The 16,846-nt window shown below is 38.5% G+C and carries 17 protein-coding genes; 13 read left to right on the forward strand and 4 right to left on the reverse strand.

What is annotated here, in order from left to right; genetic code table 11:
* Positions 1-556 precede the first annotated feature (556 nt).
* Complete coding sequence (locus ACFQIC_RS17915; RefSeq protein WP_204711094.1) at positions 557-985, reverse strand: MarR family winged helix-turn-helix transcriptional regulator; 429 nt, start codon at positions 983-985, stop codon at positions 557-559.
* Between the two features lie 187 nt (positions 986-1,172).
* Between ACFQIC_RS17915 and ACFQIC_RS17920 the strand changes: the two genes are divergently transcribed.
* The 10 genes from ACFQIC_RS17920 (at position 1,173) to ACFQIC_RS17965 (ending at position 10,230) form a co-directional block, all read left to right on the forward strand.
* Positions 1,173-2,114: a YegS/Rv2252/BmrU family lipid kinase gene (locus ACFQIC_RS17920; protein WP_204711100.1), complete on the forward strand. Its 942-nt coding sequence runs from the start codon at positions 1,173-1,175 to the stop codon at positions 2,112-2,114.
* 39 nt (positions 2,115-2,153) lie between these two features.
* Positions 2,154-2,546, forward strand: a complete 393-nt coding sequence (locus ACFQIC_RS17925; protein ID WP_204711101.1) for a cupredoxin domain-containing protein — start codon at positions 2,154-2,156, stop codon at positions 2,544-2,546.
* A 129-nt stretch (positions 2,547-2,675) separates the two neighbouring features.
* A complete protein-coding gene (locus tag ACFQIC_RS17930; protein WP_204711102.1) occupies positions 2,676-3,140 on the forward strand; it encodes a MarR family winged helix-turn-helix transcriptional regulator in 465 nt (154 codons plus the stop codon).
* A 59-nt stretch (positions 3,141-3,199) separates the two neighbouring features.
* The gene (locus tag ACFQIC_RS17935; RefSeq protein ID WP_390217583.1) at positions 3,200-3,310 is read left to right on the forward strand and encodes an RAxF-45 family protein; all 111 of its coding nucleotides are present in this window, start codon (positions 3,200-3,202) and stop codon (positions 3,308-3,310) included.
* Positions 3,311-3,406: 96 nt separating this feature from the next.
* Positions 3,407-5,230, forward strand: coding sequence for a ribosomal protection-like ABC-F family protein (abc-f, locus tag ACFQIC_RS17940; protein ID WP_204711103.1), 1,824 nt, complete (start codon positions 3,407-3,409; stop codon positions 5,228-5,230).
* Between the two features lie 357 nt (positions 5,231-5,587).
* The gene (locus ACFQIC_RS17945; RefSeq protein WP_204711104.1) at positions 5,588-6,217 is read left to right on the forward strand and encodes an SDR family oxidoreductase; all 630 of its coding nucleotides are present in this window, start codon (positions 5,588-5,590) and stop codon (positions 6,215-6,217) included.
* 169 nt (positions 6,218-6,386) lie between these two features.
* Positions 6,387-6,668, forward strand: a complete 282-nt coding sequence (locus tag ACFQIC_RS17950) for a glutaredoxin family protein (RefSeq protein ID WP_204711105.1) — start codon at positions 6,387-6,389, stop codon at positions 6,666-6,668.
* Between the two features lie 140 nt (positions 6,669-6,808).
* The gene (locus ACFQIC_RS17955; RefSeq protein WP_204711106.1) at positions 6,809-7,180 is read left to right on the forward strand and encodes a YppG family protein; all 372 of its coding nucleotides are present in this window, start codon (positions 6,809-6,811) and stop codon (positions 7,178-7,180) included.
* A 45-nt stretch (positions 7,181-7,225) separates the two neighbouring features.
* Positions 7,226-7,918: an alpha/beta hydrolase gene (locus ACFQIC_RS17960; RefSeq protein ID WP_390217586.1), complete on the forward strand. Its 693-nt coding sequence runs from the start codon at positions 7,226-7,228 to the stop codon at positions 7,916-7,918.
* A gap of 1,016 nt (positions 7,919-8,934) precedes the next feature.
* Complete coding sequence (locus tag ACFQIC_RS17965; protein ID WP_204711109.1) at positions 8,935-10,230, forward strand: MFS transporter; 1,296 nt, start codon at positions 8,935-8,937, stop codon at positions 10,228-10,230.
* A gap of 30 nt (positions 10,231-10,260) precedes the next feature.
* On the opposite strand, the gene ACFQIC_RS17970 is transcribed toward ACFQIC_RS17965, so the two are convergent.
* Together ACFQIC_RS17970 and ACFQIC_RS17975 are read right to left on the reverse strand one after the other, a co-directional pair.
* Entirely contained in the window at positions 10,261-11,118 is an 858-nt protein-coding gene (locus tag ACFQIC_RS17970; RefSeq protein ID WP_204711110.1) for a DegV family protein, read from the reverse strand.
* 74 nt (positions 11,119-11,192) lie between these two features.
* On the reverse strand, positions 11,193-12,107 hold the full coding sequence (locus ACFQIC_RS17975) for a DMT family transporter (RefSeq protein WP_204711111.1): 915 nt from the start codon (positions 12,105-12,107) through the stop codon (positions 11,193-11,195).
* Between the two features lie 349 nt (positions 12,108-12,456).
* On the opposite strand from ACFQIC_RS17975, the gene cshA reads away from it, so the two are divergent.
* Complete coding sequence (cshA, locus tag ACFQIC_RS17980; RefSeq protein WP_204711112.1) at positions 12,457-13,944, forward strand: degradosome RNA helicase CshA; 1,488 nt, start codon at positions 12,457-12,459, stop codon at positions 13,942-13,944.
* A 53-nt stretch (positions 13,945-13,997) separates the two neighbouring features.
* Here cshA and ACFQIC_RS17985 read toward each other — a convergent pair whose 3' ends face one another.
* Positions 13,998-14,771, reverse strand: coding sequence for a rhomboid family intramembrane serine protease (locus ACFQIC_RS17985; protein WP_204711113.1), 774 nt, complete (start codon positions 14,769-14,771; stop codon positions 13,998-14,000).
* 122 nt (positions 14,772-14,893) lie between these two features.
* Between ACFQIC_RS17985 and acpS the strand changes: the two genes are divergently transcribed.
* Positions 14,894-15,250, forward strand: a complete 357-nt coding sequence (gene acpS / locus ACFQIC_RS17990; protein WP_204711114.1) for a holo-ACP synthase — start codon at positions 14,894-14,896, stop codon at positions 15,248-15,250.
* Positions 15,251-15,317: 67 nt separating this feature from the next.
* Complete coding sequence (locus tag ACFQIC_RS17995; protein ID WP_390217594.1) at positions 15,318-16,832, forward strand: NAD(P)H-hydrate dehydratase; 1,515 nt, start codon at positions 15,318-15,320, stop codon at positions 16,830-16,832.
* Positions 16,833-16,846: the final 14 nt, after the last annotated feature.

Consider the following 16,846-nt stretch of genomic DNA (forward strand, 5'->3'; position numbering starts at 1 on the left):
GGTTTCGAGATCATGGGGTTCGTTACCGTATAAGGGATAGGGGTGGCTTTGAAACAACTCGTTTTCCTGCGGGGAACTGGCAAGCCTCCTCGGTCGTTGACACTCCCTGTGGGGTCTCGCCTAGCTCCTTCTCCCACGGGAGTCTCGTCGTTTCAAAGCCACCCCATTCGACATGGAAATGAACGAACCCCCGGCATGGGAGAATGAGGCCACTGAAGAAGTCTTTATAAAGAAAAATACAATGAGGCCAACTACTATATACCTGTAATCTCATTGACCTTGCCTTCTATATATTGATTGATTTAGTTCTTGTTCTCTTATATTTTCAGTTTTTCAGAGGCCTCTCCTCTAATCCCACAGAAGACTCGGCGTCTGCTCGCGGAAAGCGAGTGATTTCCCGGACCTTCAAACGCCATCTTTTGTAGCGGAAACCACAGGAATGTCTCGAAGCTGAGTCTTCCATAAGCGGGGATTTAGTTGAATAAGATGAGTACCTTTCACAATAAGGAAATTTTGATAACAAAAAACAACAATAGGAACTAATGTAGCTTATCGTTTAGGGAATTAGGTTTTTCTGGATTTTTTGTAACCAAGATACAATCACTTGTCGTTCTTCCTTAGAGAAACCGTCTCCGATTATAGATTCTAACTCTTGAATAATCGTCCATATCGTTTCATCTAACTGTTTCCCTTTATCAGTTAAACGAATGACTTTCGTTCGTTTATCGTAGGGACTTGAATCTTTTGTAATACATGCGTTTTTCATGAGTGACTCGATGATCCCGTTCATAGATGATGCCTTTATATATAAGCGTTTTTGTAGATCGGCCTGACTTTGTTCCCCATGCTTGGCTAAAAAATAGATCACTTTTGCTTGAGAATTCGTTAATGCATACTCACTTAGCTTTTCGTTGTAAGTATTTTGAATAAAGTGAGAGATCACGTTTATGTTATATCCTAGTAAAGGTTCAATTTCATGTTCCATAAATTAGTTAGCCTCCTAAGTAAATATAAGTATAGTAGACTTGTGTGTAAAGGTAAACATATTTTTTAGAAGTTAAAAGGACATTGTATTACAATGGAGAGGTTTAGAGAAGGTGAGGGCACGTTTTGACCTGAGGTATTTAGGTAATTATATAAAACAACCGACAGTAAACAAGGGAGGTCATGTAATGCCTCGTTATCATCGTGGTTTATTTGTATATAATGGCAGTGCAGAGAACAACGAACTGGATTTCAATCTTTCGCAAACACTTCATGTGATCACTCGAGGAGTGAAAGAGTTGCAAGTTGTTCAAACGGAATCATTAGAAGAATTCAGAGACACGTGCTACAAATATGGTCCTAAAGTTGATGTGTTGTTTCTGTTGGGGGGAGATGGAACCTTACATGAGTGTATTAATTGTTTGGCGAATTTTAATTCCAGACCTGTAATTGGAATACTTCCTGGGGGAACAAGTAATGACTTTAGTCGAGTTTTAGGTACTCCTCAACAAATAAACCAAGCTGCACATTCAATTATAGATGGAGAAGAAGTAAGTCTTGATGTGGGCTGCGCTAGAGATGATTATTTTATTAACTTCTGGGGGATTGGCTTAGTGACGGAAACTTCCTCGAATATTGATGAAGTGCAGAAGGATCGCTTTGGAGTCTTAAGTTACTTTATTAGTGCTTTTAAAACGATTAACCGAGCCACACCTTTTCGTTTTACAATCAATATTGATGGGGAAGTTATTCGGGATCAAGCAGTAATGATTCTTATAATGAATGGACGGTTTATAGGTACACGGGAAATTCCTATTCCGGATGCAAGTCCAAGAGATGGGAAGATGGACGTTTTGCTTGTTAAAAACTCGAATCTTACTTTATTTAAAGAGATTCTGTCCATGAATAAACCGTGGTCAGATTCTGAGAAATTCCAAGAGTTAACTTACTTAAAAGGAAAAGACATAGAAATAGATGTAGAGCATGGACAAAAAATAGACATGGATGGAGAAATCAAAGGGGAAACTCCTACTCACGTAAAAGTTCTTTCCAAGCACTTTACTTTTCTAACTCCAGATCCTGCTGTTGTTGATAACTATCCAGGGTTTAATAATGAAAATTCGAGGTAAACAGGGATTGTATCACCATGTAATAAAGGAGTGTGAAACATGTCTAAGAAGATACTAATGTCTATGTTGCTGGGTCTTATTTTAGTGCTGACCGCTTGTGGAGGTTCTGGAGATACAGGTTCAGATGCCGGGTCTGAAGAAACTACAGAAGAAAATAGTAGTGATGGATCAGGTAATTCACTTGATATTTCAGCAACTAATTTTGAGTTTGACCAGTCAGAATATACGGTTGTGTCTGGTGAAGAGGTAACAGTGAATTTAACGAATGAGGAGGGAGCTCACGGGATCGCAATTGATGAGTTTGACGTAAGTATGGATACAGAAGGATCGACAACGTTTACTCCAGATGAACCAGGAGAATATACAATTCAATGTAGTGTGCCATGTGGAGAAGGACATAATGATATGGAATCAACTTTAATTGTAGAATGATTTTATCAAAAGCCACTTTACTAAGTGGCTTTTCTTTATTTATATTGATTAAGGATTATCCTTTAACACGTACTTCTAACTTATGATAAAATTGTACATACATATGTTAGGGATGAGAGGAAGAAAAAGATGGACGAACATGAATCATATCAAATAAAGAAGCAGGACCCATCACTTAAATTATTCGTTGTATTGTCTAAGGCGCAACGCTCAATTTCTGACCTTGTAAAAGATGATATTCAACGCTATGGATTAAATCCAACCGAGTTTGGTGTTCTTGAGTTACTTTACCATGAGGGAGACCAGGCGCTCCAAAAAATTGGAGAAAGAATTCTTTTAGCGAGTGGGAGTATTACGTATGTAGTTGATAAGTTAGAAAAGAAAGGTTTTATTGATCGAGTGCCTTGCCCTAGCGATCGAAGAATTACGTATGCTGCCATCAATGATCAAGGGAAAGAGCTACTAAGAGGTATTTTTCCTGATCACTGGAAGCAAATTGAAAAGATTACAAGTGGTTTAACCGAAGATGAGAAGTATCAGGCCATTGAGTTGCTGAAAAAACTCGGAACTAATGCTGATCAACAAAAGGACTAGAAGCACGATCAATTTTACGGTATAATAGTAGTAATCTAAAGACAAAAGGAGGTATGAAGATGTTATCTAAGCAAGTGATTGATCGCGAACTTCTCTATATCAATCGTGCGCTTTTTCATGACTTAACTGTTCAAGGGATAAGTGTGTCCAATTTTACAGTTAAATCATGAACGAAGATAATGTCTCATATCTGATCATTAATCAATTGATTAAATCAAGTCAGAGGTTTCGAGACCTCTGACTTTTTTTGTCTTTAGGAGGAAATTATGTATATTACATTAAAAGATGTTTATAAAATTATAGGTGGAACAGTGTTATTCGAATCGATCAATTTTGAGATAAACGAAGGTCAAAAGTCAGGTTTGGTCGGTAGAAACGGGAGTGGCAAATCAACACTTTTTCGACTGATTACTAAAGAAGAAGATCTGGATGGTGGAGATTTATTCATTAAAAAAGGTTTATCTATTGGTTATTTAAAGCAAATACCTGAAACATTTGATGATACGGGAAGAACGTACTTGCATTCTGCTTTTAAAGAGTTATATAAGATGATGGATGAAATGAAAAATCTTGAAGAAGAAATGACAGATCCGGAACTTATGGAAAAGGCGTTAAAGAAATATGGAGAGATTCAGGATCGTTTTACAGAACTTGGCGGTTATGAAATTGAGTCTATCATTGAGCAAGTTGCCAATGGTCTTCAAATTGGTTCTTTACTGGATCAACCGTTTACTCACTTGAGTGGAGGGGAGAAGACAAAGCTATCCCTTGCTAAAATTTTATTAGAAAAGCCTGATGTTTTACTACTAGATGAGCCGACTAACCATTTGGACCTTCATGCTATAGAGTGGCTGGAGCAATATTTACAACAATATTCTGGCGCAGTTTGTATGATCTCACATGACCGCCAGTTTATAGATCAGGTCGTTTCGTCTGTCATTGATTTGGAGTCTGGTGAAACCCACTATTATCGGGGGAACTACAGTTCTTTTGAAAAGCAAAAGGAAGAAAATCTCCTTGTTGAATTTCATCAGTATCAGGAACAGCAAAAGAAGATTAAGAAAATGAAAGAAGCTATTCGCAGGCTTAGGCAATGGGCTAACGAGGCGAATCCACCGAATCCAAAGCTTTTCAAGAAGGCTAAAAGCATGGAACGAGCTTTAGAAAGAATGGAGAAAATGGATCGCCCGATTCTTGATCCTAAGAAGATGAATTTAGCATTGAATGCGGAGGAAAGAAGCGGGAACGATGTGGTCGTGGTTGATCAAGTAAGTAAAACATATCAAGGTCGAAACATTTTAGCCGATATACATCTCCACCTTCGCTATAAGCAACGCCTAGCTATTGTCGGAAAGAACGGTAGCGGGAAATCTACACTTCTTAAAATTTTACTAAAAAAAGAGTTGCCTGATCAAGGAACCGTTCGACAAGGAAGTTCAATCAAAATTGGTTATTTGCCGCAAAATCCTTTACACGATGTAGATGGAGACCAACGCTTAATTGACCACTTTCGTGAACATATAGTGGTGACTGAAGGTCAGGCTCGTCATATGTTAGCGTCCTTTATGTTTTATGGGTACGATGTTTTTCGAAAAATCACTCACTTAAGTGGTGGAGAAAGAATGCGTTTGAAGTTAGCTGTTTTTATGCATGAGAATATTAACTTACTTGTATTAGATGAACCGACCAACCATCTGGACATTGAGTCGCAAGAAGTGTTAGAAGACGCTTTACAAAACTTTGAAGGTACGGTCATAGGTGTTTCCCATGATCGACATTTTTTGAATCAATGTTTCTTCGAGACGGCCTATATAGTGGGCGGATGTTTAAATCGTTATATCGGAAATTATCATGAAACGCGTTCGCAGTGGCAGCAGCTTTTAGACAAAGAGACGGATTTACAAGAACAAAAGAATAAACCGGAATCTTCTAAACCTGACATGGATGCAAGGACTTATGAAGAGAAGATTGAGGCGCTTGAACAAGAATTAGATCAATTGAAAAATGAAGAGTTAAGTGATCAAAAAGCAAAAAAGAAGGGTTTGCAAGATAAAATCGACCATTTATATAAAATGTGGTTGGAAGAGTAACGAAATGGCCTGCACACAGTGTAGGCCATTTTTGAAGTGAATTTGGACAGCTTCTTTAGATTCGCTTTCCGCGCACGTTTTTCTGCAAAAGTCTTGCGGATTCCCATCTAATGTACAAATCCTACTTCGGACAAAAAAGTTATGGGCGCTTTTATGACTTTGTTCTTTCAAACTATGCGGAAATATACTGTTCGTCCGGTTTCTAATCACAATGCGATTGCACTTTCTAATTCAAATTTTGTAATAGTTCATTTTATTTAGTGGAATTATTTGTTTATTTTTGTGGAGAGTAGGGAAATTTACTAAAGAATCATAACAAAGCGTCAGATGAGATTTCAATACTTAAGGAGGATGCATATGCGTGTTTTAGTCATTGGGGCCAATGGTAAAGTAGGAAAACATATCGTATCAAAATTGCATAAATCTGAACATGAACCAGTAGCGATGGTGAGAGATCCGGATCAAGTTCCGCAGTTTGAGGAAATGGGGATTTCATCAGTTCTAGGAAACTTAGAAAAAGACTTTGAGTCGGCTTTCTACAAAATAGATGCTGTTATTTTTGCTGCTGGATCCGGACCAGATACAGGAGCAGATAAAACTATTCTGATCGATCAAGAAGGAGCGATTAAGTCCGTTGAACGTGCTAAGCATTTTGGAGTGCATCGGTTTGTCATGTTAAGTTCTATGGCAGCAGATCGACCAGAAGCAGGTCCAAGTGGATTAAAACATTATCTTTATGCAAAACATCGTGCGGATGAGTTTTTGAAGCAATCAGGTTTAAATTATACAATCGTTCGACCGGGGGGACTAACGGATGAACCAGGAACAGGGTTGGTGAAATTGCAAGAACATATGAATAAGTTTGGAGAAATCCCAAGGGAAGATGTAGCTGACTCAATCGTACACTTGTTATCTGTACCAAAAGCCGAGTTTAAAAGTTATGACCTGATTAGCGGTGACCAATCCATAAACGAATTGCTCCTCTAGAGGGATTCCGTCCATTACAGTATTAATTTTATAATGAAAGCAGGGAGACTAATCGACAATTTCCCTGCTTTTTCACTTTTATTTGAATTATTGAGTTTATATAATGGTGAGCAGGGTAATAAACAATACTGTTGCAAAAGAACTAGGCCAAAGTCAGGAGGAACAATCCATGAACCAGCATAGGGTAGTGGTATATACTAGCAATCAATGCTCCGATTGTGAACAAGTGCTCACTAAATTAAAAGAATGGGATATTGAATATGAAGAGAAAAATATTTCTCAGGTTCAATCTTATTTTAAAGAACTACAAAATCAAAAAGTGTACGGTACCCCTGCAACTTTTATAAATGACGAAAAGGTGCTCGGTTATCAAGAACATAAATTAAAGCGAACATTGGGAATTAAAGATGCGGGGCGATTTCAAGATACAGATACCATCCACTTCTCATAAGGGAATTTTCATTAGTTTGCTTTATTGCCAATATGAGGTGTAAAGTTTTCAAGTGATTGGTTGGCTATCGCTTGAAAACTTTACACTTTTTTATTTAATATAACATAGGCTGTAGTAATAAAACTAAAGGTGGTCTTTCTATGAATTCACATCCGAATTATTTTTATTGGCAGCCACCCTACCCATATTATGCAAACTCGGATATTGATCGAAATTATAACCCACATTATAACGAGATGCCTTATGGGTGGGAGCAAACAATGTATCAGGATCCATATATGTATGCCTCTGGTTACGAGTACCCCAATTTTATTGATCCGTATAATGGCGCCCAGTTTACTGGTGAACAATATGCCAATCAAAAGAAAAATATGATCAATTATTTTCAAGATGAAAATGGCCAGTTAGATTTTGATAAAATGATGTCTACGACAGGCCAAGTTATGCAAACTATACAGCAGGTATCTCCTATGGTTAAAGGAATAGGTACATTTGTAAAAGGGTTGCGCTAATTCGCATCTCTTTTTACATAGTAAAGAAAGATGATGGTGATTGAATTGAGTACAGCTTGTTTATGTATACACGGCTACACGGGAAGTCCTAAAGAATTAGAACCTCTTGTCGAAATTCTTAAAGAACGAACTTCATGGGAAATCTCGACTCCGACCCTCCCAGGTCATGGGGAAACACTGGACCTAAGAGGGCACTATTATCAAGAGTGGATTGCTGCAGTTGAACTTGCATTATTAGATTTACAGAAAAGGCATGAAACGGTATTAATCATTGGATTTTCTATGGGAGGTATGATTGCTTCTTATTTAGCAGCTAAGCATCAGGTGAGTCGGTTAGTTTTGCTTTCGGCTGCTTTGAAATATATTAGTTTCTCACAAATTGTGAAAGATACATTGGGGATGGCGACGGATGCTTACAAAGGTACTCTTGCTTCTAATGCTATTTTTTCAAGGTACCAAAAGAAAATTAAGCATACTTATTTTTTTTCAAATATTGAATTTATGAAGTGTATAGAATTTACCAAGCCTTATCTTATGAAAGTGAGCTGCCCAACTTTAATTATTCAAGGCGAATTAGATGGTATCGTGCCAAGTAAAGCAGCGAATTTCTTAGAAAAAGAAATATCTTCTTCAGATAAGGAAGTTGTATTTTTACCACAGTCTAAACATTTGGTTTGTCATGATGAGGATCAAGATATAGTTTTTGATAAAGTGTTACAATTTGTAGGAGATCTATAAAAAATTTCAGCTTATGTTAAATTTTGTTATTGATTTTTGTTATAAAAATATAGATTTCTTTATAAATTATTCCATTAAAACCCTAGGTTGTTTTATAACAAGAAGGTCCGTATGGAATTTGGGAGGGGAGGAGTCTGCCTGTTTTCCCTGCCCTCCTTAGCTTTATTTTTCACAAACGGACCCGAATAGTGGACCTTCCTCCATAATGAAAACAGAGGAAAAACATGCTGTTATATCAATGGCTACGTGCCGGCTTCTAAGATTCGTTGATGATGTTCCGTACCTCTTCTTCATAGCAAGGTCTTCGCCTCATACCGATGACGGAACAGCCACACGATCTCGGAATTGATTCCTCCACTATCCTTCCCTATAACGGAATAAGCTTGACTCTTCATTTGGTGAATATTTAATAGTCAATATTTTAATTGTGCGGTAACTGGTACCACAAAATTAAAATATGAGGCGTATAAAATGGTTGGTCCATAGGAGCGCCAAAATAAATCCAGCATCACTTTCATCAGCTAACGGTGATACATGTTACCTATTTATTTTCATCGTTGAGCAACTTTCTAGGTGATGACTAATTTCAAAAAGGGCAGTGACTGATTCAATCAGTATTTCACGGCAACCATTATTTCAAGTTGACCACTATCATGTCTTTCGGCGTCGTCAGGATAGATCCGAATTTATAACCATTAAATCGACGTCGCAGCCTTGTTTTCTAAACTTAAGCGGTTACGTACTCTCCATATGGCATGGGGGAGGGGGAAACGGGGCGACTCCTGTGGGAAAAGTGGACAGGGTGAGACCCCGCAGCGAAGCGAGGGGGCTCACCGTACACCCACGGAAAGCGAGCCGTTTCCCCTGACCCCTTCCTCAGTCTATACTAACGGAACCATTTTTTTAATTCTTTATCCAACAAGACTGCCTGATGGTTGAATAAATTTCTTCCTCAACTCGGGGAACTAACAACATTAACGTTTTAACATAGCCAAATTTTAAAAAGGAGGTTGTCTATGAGTGCAAAAAAAGCACAGGCTCCTATACATACACCCTTTTATTACGGATGGATGATTGTTTTTATTGCTGGGTTAGGTGTTTTTTTCTCTGGACCAGGTCAAACGTATTCCATTTCCATTTTTATTGATTTTTATATTGAGGATTTTGGTTATACAAGATCCACTGTGTCAGGACTGTATTCTACTGCAACTCTATTAGCTGGATTGGCCTTATTTATGATGGGGCGTGTTGTTGACCGCTTTGGACAACGCACAATGATGGTGGTCGTTGGTACTTTACTGTCACTAGCTTTATTTTGGAATGCGTTGATGGCTGGTGCCTTCATGATGTTTGTCGGTTTCTTTCTTATTAGACTACTAGGTCAAGGATCAATGACACTTATTCCAAATACCTTGGTTCCCCAATGGTTCATAAAAAAACGAGGAAGAGCCTTAAGTGTCATGGTTATCGGCGGTTTCGCAAGCTCGGCTGCCTTTCCTCCGTTAAATGCTTTTCTGATCGAAAGTATAGGTTGGCGAAGCACATGGGGGATATATGGGGGAGCAATCTTAGTGATCTTTGTACCCTTGGCTTATTTTTTAGTACGGAATCAGCCTAAGGATATTGGCGAAGTTCCAGACGGTTCACCTAGAAAAATGGGAACGGGTCAAGAGGGATCTGAATTAATTGAAGTGAATGAGAAAAGTTGGACACTTAAAGAGGCGATGAAGACTAGAGCTTTCTGGTTTGTTTTATTTTGTGTGAGTGTTCCTGCATTAGTTAATACTGCTGTCACTTTCCACTTAGTTTCGATCATGGAAGGTAAAGGTTTGGGGACAGGAATTGCAGCAACGGTGTTAGCCTTAATGGCTGTTATTGGTTTTCCTGTCACTTTTATAGTGGGATATTTAGTCGATCGGTTTCGTGTTCATTACATATTAGCAATTACATTTTTGGGTCATCTGATTACTCTGCTTGTATTGTATTTTACTAATGCTTGGTGGATGGCGATAAGCTTTGGAGTAGTATGGGGAATCGTGAATGGCTTTGAAAGAATTGTGTTAAATATTGTTTGGCCTAACTATTTTGGCAGGGAACATTTAGGAAGTATTAAGGGTCTTGCCCAGACAACGATGGTTATTGGTTCCGCTTTAGGACCGTTGCCGTTTGGCATTTTTTATGACTGGCTCGGTGGGTATCAACAGATTATATTGATTACTTTGCTATTCCCGCTAACCGCTAGTGTGCTTTCATTATTATCACCTCAACCTCGCTATGAGGACTATCATGTAAGAAATAACGCAAGCGATTAAACGAATCGCTTGCGTGTATTTTAGTTAATCCTAGTCTTTAAAAAAAGCAATAACGATCCCGCCTTCACCTGCATAGGTTGAAATAAGGGGGCCTGTTTCAGTGAAAATTGAACCTTTAAAAGGGTATTTTTCTTTGATGGTTTTTAAAACAGAATTTCCACGTTCTTCATCATTACTATGTGACATTGCAATGACTTTATCTTCAAAGTCATGGGCATATTCTCCGATTTGCTCAACGAAGCGGCGAAGTGACTTTTTATCTCCGCGTACTTTTTCAGTTACCTCAATCGATCCTTGATCCTCTGTTGCTCTCATGAGCAGTTTAATGTTTAAAGTTTTGGCAATCGCACCTTTAACTTTATCCAAACGTCCTCCCTTAATAACGTTTTCTAACGTTTTTAAAATAAATAAGGTTGTCGTTTGTTCAATTTTCTGCTCCATATGTGTAACGATGTGATCAAATTCTATATTTTCTTCGATTTTTATAGCTGCTTCGTGAACGAGAAGCGCAATCCCGCATGATGCTGTTTTTGTGTTAAGTACAGCGATTTGACGTTCAGGTTCCTCTTCAAGGAGCATTTCGCGTCCGATGACCGCACTATCATACGTGCTGCTTAGCCCTTGAGTAAGGGCTAAAACGAGAATTTCGTTATTTTTATCAACTTCCTTGTACTTTTCATAAAAGTCATTAGGACTTGGGGAAGAAGAAGTAGGTAACGTTTCCGATTCCCTTAGTTTTTTATAAAAGGTTTGTAAATCAATGTTTACACCAGTTTTATATGGCTCGTCACCAAAGTGTATATTTAATGGAACTACTTTTAATTGGTGTTCGTTGATCATTTCTTTTGGTAAATCTGCCCCACCATCAATTATCATTTGGACTGTCATCTCATCACCTGCTCCCAATTAATGATTTTTTCTCTCTAAACCAGTTATACCATAGTATAACAGACAACAAACTTTTAAAACTTCTCTGTGTCATGAGTGACTTTAGGTTTGATTAATTTTTTTGTACTCACGATAAACAGCATCAGTCCCAAAAGCAAAATAGAGCCGCCTAGCCACTGAGACCAGGAAATTCCTTCACTTAATATAATATAAGCTAAAAGTGATGCTCCAATAGGTTCTAACAATATAGTCATCGATATTGTCGAGGCACTTAACCATCGTAAAGACCAATTAAATAAGGTATGTCCCAAAAATGTTGGAATAATGGCAAGGCACAAAAAGATAAGCCATTGGTAGCTGGAATATCCATTTAGAGGAACATTTAGTGCTAGGTTATAAATTAGTAAAGTAACCGTGGCTACCAGATAAACGACGAACGTATAAGAAGTAAGGGATAATCGTTGACGAAGGTTTTGTCCCACCAGGAAATAACCTGTAACCATTATTGCTCCTAATAAAGCGAGAAAGTCTCCAAACAGAGCTATACCACTAATATGGAAATCACCCCAACTGATAATTACACTCCCTGTTATGGCGATAATCATACTTAGCACAGCACCTGCAGAAAAGCGTTCTTTGAAAAATAGGAATGTCCCAATAAACGCGAATATTGGCTGCATAGAAACAAGCACAACTGAACTTGCAACAGAAGTATAATTTAAGGATTCAAACCACAGAATAAAGTGGAGAGCCAAAAAGACACCGGAGATCGAAGCAAGGATCCAATCTTTTTTTTGAATTTTGACTAGATCAGATCGGTGCCTAAGGAAAACGTAAGGAGCCATAATGACAACAGCTAAGAGTAAGCGATAAAAAGCAACAATAGATGAAGGGACACCGCCAGCCAACTTAACAAATACCGCCGAAGTTGAAATAGAAATAACGCCGATTATTAATAAAATATATGGATGAATTGGAGGCTTATCCATAAGAACACCCTCCTTCAAAGCACGGTTTTCTTAATTTTATCACTGTTAGGTTTGAAAGGCATAACAAAAATGTGTAGAATTAAGAATGTTATGTGTGTTATGATGGATAAATCAATCAGGCAGGTGCTTCAAAGCCTCTCCGGTATATTATGCAGGGGGCTTTTTTACTTGTTTTTATCATTATTGATGTACAAGTTTACTTAGTCTAATAGGATGATTTCCTCCAATTCTCTACTTGGCGGAACGAATGAGAAAGTGAGAAAACCACTCTTTTTAGACGTTCAACAACCATTCGAAAAAAATTACGGATGGAAGTTTCACTTTATATAAAAAGGAGTATGAAAGTATAGTGACAACATTTAATTCATTAGGTTTATCAGAACCAATAATAAAAGCCTTAGACCACATGGGTTTTGAGGAAACAACACCAATTCAAGAACAAACGATACCATTAGGTTTGCAAGGGAAAGACGTTATCGGTCAAGCTCAAACAGGAACTGGTAAAACAGCTGCTTTTGGAATTCCGATGATCGAAAAAATTGACAAAAGTATTAAATCCGTTCAAGGACTAGTTATTGCACCAACACGTGAACTTGCTATTCAAGTAGCAGAAGAAGTAAATCGTCTTGGTAAAAATAAAGGGATTCGGACTCTGCCTATTTATGGTGGTTCCAACATGGATCGCCAAATTCGTGCGTTAAAAGACAATCACATTGTTGTAGCGACACCTGGACGTTTGCTTGACCATATTCGCCGTAAAACCATTAAACTTGAGAATGTTCACACAGCTGTTTTGGATGAAGCGGATGAAATGCTTAACATGGGCTTCATCGATGATATTCGTGATATCTTAAAGTCATTACCTGAGCACCGCCAAACATTATTGTTCTCTGCAACAATGCCAAAAGAAATTCGTAATATTGCAACAACACTTATGAATGATCCAGAAGAAGTTAAAGTGAAATCAAAAGAAATGACTGTCGAAAACATTGAGCAATTCTATTTAGAAATTCCTGAAAAACATAAATTTGATACGCTCACTCGTTTACTTGATATCGATGCTCCGGGACTTGCTATCGTATTTGGTCGTACGAAACGTAGAGTAGATGAAGTATCTGATGGTCTTCAGGCACGTGGTTTTCTTTCAGAAGGAATTCACGGTGATTTAACACAAGGCAAGCGTATGTCAACACTAAACAAATTTAAACAAGGTCGCATCGAGATCTTAGTAGCTACAGATGTTGCTGCACGTGGACTTGATATTTCTGAAGTTTCTCACGTTTATAATTTTGATATTCCACAGGACCCAGAAAGTTATGTTCACCGTATTGGGCGTACAGGCCGTGCGGGTCGTAAAGGGAAGTCCATTTCCTTTGTTACACCACGAGAGAAAGCTCAGCTTAACTTAATTGAAAAGCTTACCAAGAAAAAGGTAGAGCGCATGAACGTGCCTTCTTCTGACGAAGCTCGTCGTGGTCAACAGCAACTAGCTGTAGAAAAACTTATTGAAAATGTTGATAATAAAGAGCTTGAAAAATATCAACATTCTTCCAGTGAATTATTAGAACGCTATGATGCTTCTGACCTAATCGCTGCTGCACTAAAAATTATGACGAAAGAGCGGACAGAAGTCCCTGTAAGACTTTCTTCTGTTCAGCCTATTAGTGTAAAAGGTCAACGCAGTGGTAAAGGCAGTGGCGGTGGCGGTGGTAAAAAGCCGTACCGTAAAGATAGTGGACAGCGTCCTTATAACAAGCAAGGCAATAACAAATCACGTAATTACAAAGGCAAAAGTAATCGTAGTTTTCAAAGTAAAGGACGCAACTCGTCTAACTAGAAATTCTATATAAGAAAGGTCCGATCTAAAAAGATCGGACCTTTTTTATATAGTTAAAATAAATTCCCTAAAAGGGCAAGAGCTACGAGAAAGATAATAATTCCCCAAAAAATATATTTTCCATATTTTTTACCTGGAAGGAACTTTCGTTTATTCCAGCGGTTAGGGTTGAAAGTAACTTCACCGTTATTACGGTTAGTGTGTTTAGCGCGATTCTGCCAAACGGAAAACGGACGAGCATTTCTTAAAACTGCGGGGGCAATTGCAAATCCTCCAATAAGACCAAATAAATGGGCCCACACATTTATTCCTGTTCTCATAAAGGTCATGAAGAGGCCGAGGACAAATATGGTCATAATAAGTTGTGAATTGGATGGGCCGATTAATGATTTGCGATAAAGAACCATAAACAGGTACACACCAAAAATACCGAAAACTGCTCCTGAAGCTCCAAGGTGTTGATAAAATTCATGAGGAGCAATAAGGTAAGTACCAATGTTTCCGAAAATTCCAGAAATGATATACATCAAGATGAATTTTGATTTTCCGAGCATCTGTTCGAGCGCTGGACCAAATAAAACGAGTGAAAAGGAATTAAATAAAGCGTGAGCAAATCCGGCATGCAAAAAGATAGGAGTGACTAACCTCCAGTATTCTCCTTGACTGACTAAGTAATTATTGCCAATCCCATCACGTAAAAATTGAAGAGCGAAAGGAAATTGAAGCAGATCGATACATAGCCAAAGAGCGAAATGGATAATGACTAATCCTGTGACAATGGGGTAAAATTTTATGAATTCTTTAAAACTCTCTGTTCGCACAAACATGGCGTGTTCTCCTTTTAAAATAGGGTTTTTTTAATTTTATCAGTTTATTTAATCTAGTATTCTTTTTTATCTATGAAAAGATCGGGTATACTACATAAAAGTCATTCAAAAGGAAGATGGATATGATCAAAGGTATTGGTATTGATTTAATCGAATTAGAACGCATTAAACAAAGTATAAAGCGTAATCCACGTTTTGTTCAACGGATATTAACTGGAAAAGAACAGAACCGTTATGAAACTTTAAACAGCCGTAGACGAATTGAATTTCTAGCTGGCAGATTTGCAGCCAAAGAAGCATTCGCAAAAGCTGTAGGGACAGGTATAGGAAAGCTAAGTTTTCAGGATATAGAAGTTTTATCAAATGCAGAAGGAGCCCCTCAAATGCAAGTGACTAATTATTCTTCACTAATAATCTGGGTTGCAATCACTCACAGTGCGGAGCATGCCGTTGCACAAGTTGTACTTGAGGGTATGTGATTGGACATATTTACATAGTTTGACTCATAGCATGGTAATGCGGGTAGGAGGGAACGAATTGGATATTGTGACCGCACAAGAAATGTACGAAAGGGATAAGGTGGCTATTCAAACCACGGGTTTAAGTGGATCGATGTTAATGGAAAATGCCGGACGAGCGGTAAGTGATGATGTAGAAACAAAAATAGAAAAGCACCAAAGTGTGATCGTACTCATCGGGGGTGGGAATAACGGAGGGGACGGTTATGTAATTGCACGTACCTTGTTGAATCGCGGTTATCAGGTAGAAGCGTGGCAGGTCGTTTCCGATCATAAGATACAAGGAGACGCCCTTTTGCATAAAGAAATCTTCATAAAGTCTGGATATCCCTTGCAGCAACTGGAAGAGTTAGGGACCTTAGAAGAATCTTTAGAACAGGCGGATGTCGTCATTGATTCTATGTTAGGGATCGGGGTGAAGGGGCAGTTGCGTCCTCCATTTAAAGAAGTGGTAGCCTTAGTTAATAAACGAGCGGCGTATACAATCGCAGTAGACATTCCTACTGGTGTTCCAGCTGATGAAAGTGTCTCTGAATTTGATGGATTATTTGCAAATCACACCACAGTTATAGCTGCTCCCAAAATAAGTGTGTTCCTAGAGCATACAAGCTCTTATTATGGTGAGTGGACTGTGGTTGATATTGGATTACCAACAAAGAAAATTCCGAATTCACGGCGTAAACTTTGGGGGAAGAGTGATACTTTGTCTACTTTTCCTACCAGACAAGCACACTCCCATAAAGGTAGCCATGGGAAAGGAATTGTAGTTGGTGGTTCTTTTCAAATGCCAGGATCCATTGCTATGACAGCTAAAGCTGCATTACGAAGTGGTATTGGATTACTGACCATTGCAACGACTTCTAACACGGTACCCTTAATCGCGCCTTTTCTTCAAGAGGCCACCTTTCAACAGGTGACGGAGGAGGGGGGATTCTTATCAAGTGCGAATGTTGTGGATTGGTCTCAATATAACGGAGCAGCGATTGGCATGGGAATGGGAAGAAATCAGGGATCAACTACTTTGGTTGAGGAAATTTTTGATTGTGTAGAAGGTCCGCTGTTAATTGATGCAGATGGGCTTTACCTTATGAAGGATGGGCTAACACAGTACAGTAAACGTAAAGATCCAACGATTCTCACTCCTCACCCTGGAGAATTCGCCCACTTGATTGATCGATCGATTCCTGAAGTGATGCAGTCTCCATTTTGTTTAACCAGAGATTTTGCTTTGCAATATGGAGTCTACGTTGTACTAAAAGGTCCGTCTACCATTATTACGTCCCCTCGCGGTGAACAGTGTGTTGAAGTGTCAGGCAATGCTGGTTTAGCAAAAGGGGGGAGTGGTGACGTTTTATCAGGCATTCTTCTCGCTCTCCTATTACAGTCAAACTCAGTGTTTGACGCATTAGCAAATGGTTGCATGATTCATGGATTGACGGCAGAGCGACTTACAGAAAGTCGCCACTCCATTTACGATTTGTTAGCCACCGATCTTATAGAAGGTTTACCAAACACCTTTCGTACATTTTCTTCTTCCACGTAATTCAACGTTCCCTT

Origin of the sequence: Halobacillus seohaensis, assembly GCF_042663045.1 — a bacterium.
GTDB classification, from domain to species: Bacteria; Bacillota; Bacilli; order Bacillales; family Halobacillaceae; genus Halobacillus_A; species Halobacillus_A seohaensis.

What these genes read in the sequence shown, in the direction of transcription:
- ACFQIC_RS17970 (WP_204711110.1), bottom strand. Translation starts at nt 11,118, where the DNA reads ATGACAGTCCAAATGATAATTGATGGTGGGGCAGATTTACCAAAAGAA.
- ACFQIC_RS17975 (WP_204711111.1), bottom strand. Translation starts at nt 12,107, where the DNA reads ATGGATAAGCCTCCAATTCATCCATATATTTTATTAATAATCGGCGTT.
- ACFQIC_RS17950 (WP_204711105.1), top strand. Translation starts at nt 6,387, where the DNA reads ATGAACCAGCATAGGGTAGTGGTATATACTAGCAATCAATGCTCCGAT.
- ACFQIC_RS17955 (WP_204711106.1), top strand. Translation starts at nt 6,809, where the DNA reads ATGAATTCACATCCGAATTATTTTTATTGGCAGCCACCCTACCCATAT.
- ACFQIC_RS17920 (WP_204711100.1), top strand. Translation starts at nt 1,173, where the DNA reads ATGCCTCGTTATCATCGTGGTTTATTTGTATATAATGGCAGTGCAGAG.
- ACFQIC_RS17935 (WP_390217583.1), top strand. Translation starts at nt 3,200, where the DNA reads ATGTTATCTAAGCAAGTGATTGATCGCGAACTTCTCTATATCAATCGT.
- abc-f (WP_204711103.1), top strand. Translation starts at nt 3,407, where the DNA reads ATGTATATTACATTAAAAGATGTTTATAAAATTATAGGTGGAACAGTG.
- ACFQIC_RS17930 (WP_204711102.1), top strand. Translation starts at nt 2,676, where the DNA reads ATGGACGAACATGAATCATATCAAATAAAGAAGCAGGACCCATCACTT.
- ACFQIC_RS17925 (WP_204711101.1), top strand. Translation starts at nt 2,154, where the DNA reads ATGTCTAAGAAGATACTAATGTCTATGTTGCTGGGTCTTATTTTAGTG.
- acpS (WP_204711114.1), top strand. Translation starts at nt 14,894, where the DNA reads ATGATCAAAGGTATTGGTATTGATTTAATCGAATTAGAACGCATTAAA.
- ACFQIC_RS17965 (WP_204711109.1), top strand. Translation starts at nt 8,935, where the DNA reads ATGAGTGCAAAAAAAGCACAGGCTCCTATACATACACCCTTTTATTAC.
- ACFQIC_RS17985 (WP_204711113.1), bottom strand. Translation starts at nt 14,771, where the DNA reads ATGTTTGTGCGAACAGAGAGTTTTAAAGAATTCATAAAATTTTACCCC.
- ACFQIC_RS17915 (WP_204711094.1), bottom strand. Translation starts at nt 985, where the DNA reads ATGGAACATGAAATTGAACCTTTACTAGGATATAACATAAACGTGATC.
- ACFQIC_RS17945 (WP_204711104.1), top strand. Translation starts at nt 5,588, where the DNA reads ATGCGTGTTTTAGTCATTGGGGCCAATGGTAAAGTAGGAAAACATATC.